Genomic DNA, 3,925 nt, shown 5'->3' with positions numbered 1-3,925 from the left:
CCGCACCTAGCGCCCATCGCTAATGAAGAGCCTTAAATGACCGACTATAAAGCCACGCTAAACCTTCCGGACACCGCCTTCCCAATGAAGGCCGGCCTGCCTCAGCGCGAACCGCAGATTCTGCAGCACTGGGACAGCATTGGCCTGTACGGAAAGTTGCGCGAGATTGGCAAGGATCGTCCAAAGTTCGTCCTGCACGACGGCCCTCCGTACGCCAACGGCACGATCCATATCGGTCACGCACTGAACAAGATTCTCAAGGACATGATCATCCGCTCGAAGACCCTGTCGGGCTTCGACGCGCCGTATATTCCGGGCTGGGACTGCCACGGTCTGCCGATCGAGCACAAAGTCGAAGTGACCCATGGCAAGAACCTGGGCGCGGACAAGACTCGCGAACTGTGCCGGGCCTACGCCACCGAGCAGATCGAAGGCCAGAAGTCCGAGTTCATCCGTCTGGGTGTATTGGGTGACTTCGCCAACCCGTACAAGACCATGGACTTCAAGAACGAGGCCGGTGAAATCCGTGCCTTGGCTGAAATCGTCAAGGGTGGTTTCGTGTTCAAGGGCCTCAAGCCCGTGAACTGGTGCTTCGATTGCGGTTCGGCCCTGGCTGAAGCCGAAGTCGAGTACGAGAACAAGAAGTCCTCGACCATCGACGTAGCCTTCCCGATTGCCGACGAAGCCAAACTGGCTGCCGCTTTCGGCCTGCCAACCCTGGCCAAACCGGCTTCGATCGTGATCTGGACCACCACCGCGTGGACCATCCCGGCCAACCAGGCACTGAACGTTCATCCTGAATTCAACTACGCCTTGGTCGATATCGGCGACAAGCTGCTGGTGCTTGCTGAAGAACTGGTGGAATCCTGCCTGTCGCGCTACGGCGTCGAAGGCTCGGTACTGGCCACCGCTCCGGGCTCGGCGCTGGAACTGATCAACTTCCGTCATCCGTTCTACGACCGTCTGTCGCCAGTTTACCTGGCCGACTACGTTGAGCTGGGCGCCGGCACGGGTGTGGTTCACTCCGCTCCGGCCTATGGCGTTGACGACTTCGTGACCTGCAAGAAGTACGGCATGGTCAACGACGACATCCTCAACCCGGTTCAAAGCAATGGCGTGTACGTGCCATCGCTGGAATTCTTCGGCGGCCAGTTCATCTGGAAGGCCAACCCGGCCATCGTCGACAAGCTGACCGAGGTTGGTGCGCTGATGCACACCACCGTCATCGAACACAGCTACATGCACTGCTGGCGCCACAAGACCCCGCTGATCTATCGCGCGACCGCGCAGTGGTTCATCGGCATGGACAAGCAGCCGACCACCGGCGATACCCTGCGCCAGCGCTCTCTCAAAGCCATCGAAGACACCAAGTTCGTTCCTGCCTGGGGCCAGGCGCGCCTGCATTCGATGATCGCCAACCGTCCGGACTGGTGCATTTCCCGTCAGCGCAACTGGGGCGTGCCAATCCCGTTCTTCCTGAACAAGGAAAGCGGCGAGCTGCACCCACGCACCGTCGAGTTGATGGAAGAAGTGGCCAAGCGTGTCGAAGTCGAAGGCATCGAGGCCTGGTTCAAGCTGGACGCCGCCGAACTGCTGGGCGATGAAGCGCCGCAGTACGACAAAATCAGCGACACCTTGGACGTCTGGTTCGATTCGGGCACCACGCACTGGCACGTCCTGCGCGGTTCGCACCCGATGGGCCACGAAACCGGTCCACGCGCCGACCTGTACCTGGAAGGTTCGGACCAGCACCGTGGCTGGTTCCACTCGTCCCTGCTGACCGGTTGCGCCATCGATAACCACGCGCCGTATCGCGAGCTGCTGACCCACGGCTTCACCGTCGACGAGTCTGGCCGCAAGATGTCCAAGTCCTTGGGCAACGTGATTGCACCGCAAAAGGTCAACGACACACTGGGCGCCGACATCATGCGTCTGTGGGTCGCGTCTACCGATTATTCGGGCGAGATGGCGGTTTCCGAGCAAATCCTGCAGCGCAGCGCGGACGCCTACCGGCGTATCCGTAACACCGCGCGTTTCCTGCTTTCGAACCTGACCGGCTTCAACCCGGCCACCGACCTGTTGCCAGCTGAAGAAATGCTCGCTCTGGACCGTTGGGCCGTGGACCGTACCCTGCTGCTGCAACGTGAGTTGCAAGAGCACTACGGCGAATACCGCTTCTGGAACGTGTACTCCAAGATCCACAACTTCTGCGTGCAGGAGCTGGGTGGTTTCTACCTCGACATCATCAAGGATCGCCAGTACACCACCGGCGCCGACAGCAAGGCCCGCCGTTCGTGCCAGACCGCGCTGTTCCACATCTCCGAAGCGCTGGTGCGCTGGATCGCGCCGATCCTGGCGTTCACCGCCGACGAACTGTGGCAGTACCTGCCGGGCGAGCGTAACGAGTCCGTCATGCTCAACACCTGGTACGAAGGCCTGAGCGAACTGCCGGAAGGCTTCGAGTTGGATCGCGCTTACTGGGACCGGATCATGGCGGTCAAGGTCGCGGTCAACAAGGAAATGGAAATCCAGCGTGCAGCCAAGGCTGTCGGTGGCAACCTGCAAGCCGAAGTGACGCTGTTCGCCGAAGATGCGCTGACCGCCGACCTGGCCAGGCTGAGCAACGAACTGCGCTTCGTGCTGATCACTTCGACCGCCAGCGTTGCGCCATTGGCGCAGGCACCGGCCGATGCCGTGGTCACCGAAGTCAGCGGCCTGAAGCTCAAGATCGTCAAGTCGAGCCACGCCAAGTGCGCCCGTTGCTGGCACTGCCGCGAAGACGTCGGCGTGAACCCGGAGCATCCGGAAATCTGCGGTCGTTGCGTCGACAACATCAGCGGCGCGGGCGAGGTTCGTCACTATGCCTAATGCCGTTGGCCGTTTCGGACGGCTGAGCTGGCTCTGGTTGAGTTTGCTGGTCCTGGTCATCGACCAGGCCAGCAAGTTCTACTTCGAAGGCAAGCTCCAGATGTACCAGCAGATCGTAATCATCCCCGATTACTTCAGCTGGACCCTGGCCTACAACACTGGCGCGGCGTTCAGCTTCCTGGCTGACAGCTCCGGCTGGCAGCGCTGGCTGTTTGCGTTGATCGCTGTTGTGGTCAGTGCGGTGCTGGTGGTGTGGCTAAAGCGTCTGGGACGTAACGAAACCTGGGTGGCCATCGCGTTGGCGTTGGTGCTGGGTGGCGCGCTGGGCAATTTGTATGACCGCATAGCCTTGGGCCATGTGATCGATTTCATTCTGGTGCATTGGCAGAACCGCTGGTATTTCCCGGCGTTCAACTTTGCCGACAGTGCAATCACTGTCGGCGCTGTCATGCTGGCACTGGATATGTTCAAAAGTAAAAAGACCGGAGAAGCCGTTCATGACTGAACAGGTATTGGCTGAGCAACGTATCGGCCAGAACACGGAAGTCACCTTGCATTTCGCATTGCGCCTGGAGAACGGCGACACGGTGGACAGCACCTTCGACAAAGCCCCGGCGACCTTCAAGGTCGGTGACGGCAACCTGCTTCCAGGTTTCGAGGCAGCGCTGTTCGGTTTCAAGGCCGGTGACAAGCGTACACTGAGCATCGAGCCGGAAAACGCTTTCGGCCAGCCTAACCCGCAAAACGTACAGGTCATCCCGCGCTCACAGTTCCAGGACATGGAACTGTCGCCTGGTTTGCTGGTGATCTTCAACGATGCGGCCAATACCGAGTTGCCGGGCGTGGTCAAAGAGTTCGACGATGCGCAAGTGACCGTCGACTTCAACCACCCGCTGGCGGGCAAGACGCTGACCTTTGACGTAGAGATCATCTCCGTCAAAGCGCTGTAAGGCATTACGGGGCAGCTTCTGTTGCCACCGGACCCTGTGGGAGCGAGCTTGCTCGCGATGAGTGCCTGACATTCAATATTGATATTGACTGACACTCCGCCATCGCG

At 59.9% G+C, this 3,925-nt stretch carries 3 protein-coding genes; all 3 read left to right on the top strand.

Features of this window, described 5'->3' with window-relative positions; translation table 11 throughout:
* Positions 1 to 36 precede the first annotated feature (36 nt).
* Genes ileS through fkpB form a run of 3 tightly spaced genes read left to right on the top strand, consistent with a single transcriptional unit; the run spans position 37 to position 3,818 of the window.
* A complete protein-coding gene (ileS, locus tag ACRESJ_RS21520) occupies positions 37 to 2,868 on the top strand; it encodes an isoleucine--tRNA ligase (RefSeq protein WP_431759707.1) in 2,832 nt (943 codons plus the stop codon).
* Positions 2,861 to 3,373, top strand: a complete 513-nt coding sequence (gene lspA / locus ACRESJ_RS21515) for a signal peptidase II (protein WP_431759706.1) — start codon at positions 2,861 to 2,863, stop codon at positions 3,371 to 3,373. Before ileS ends, lspA begins: the two co-directional genes overlap by 8 nt.
* 7 nt (positions 3,374 to 3,380) lie before the next feature.
* Positions 3,381 to 3,818 (top strand): FKBP-type peptidyl-prolyl cis-trans isomerase, encoded by a 438-nt coding sequence (fkpB, locus tag ACRESJ_RS21510; RefSeq protein ID WP_431759708.1) that lies wholly within the window; start codon positions 3,381 to 3,383, stop codon positions 3,816 to 3,818.
* Positions 3,819 to 3,925 lie beyond the last annotated feature (107 nt).

Source organism: Pseudomonas sp. (assembly GCF_050739655.1).
GTDB lineage: Bacteria > Pseudomonadota > Gammaproteobacteria > Pseudomonadales > Pseudomonadaceae > Aquipseudomonas.
The sequence above is the reverse complement of the archived record's forward strand: the minus strand, read 5'-3'. Positions and strand labels throughout refer to the sequence as shown.

Coding starts and splice junctions, on each gene's coding strand:
- ileS (WP_431759707.1), top strand. CDS start 37: ATGACCGACTATAAAGCCACGCTAAACCTTCCGGACACCGCCTTCCCA.
- lspA (WP_431759706.1), top strand. CDS start 2,861: ATGCCTAATGCCGTTGGCCGTTTCGGACGGCTGAGCTGGCTCTGGTTG.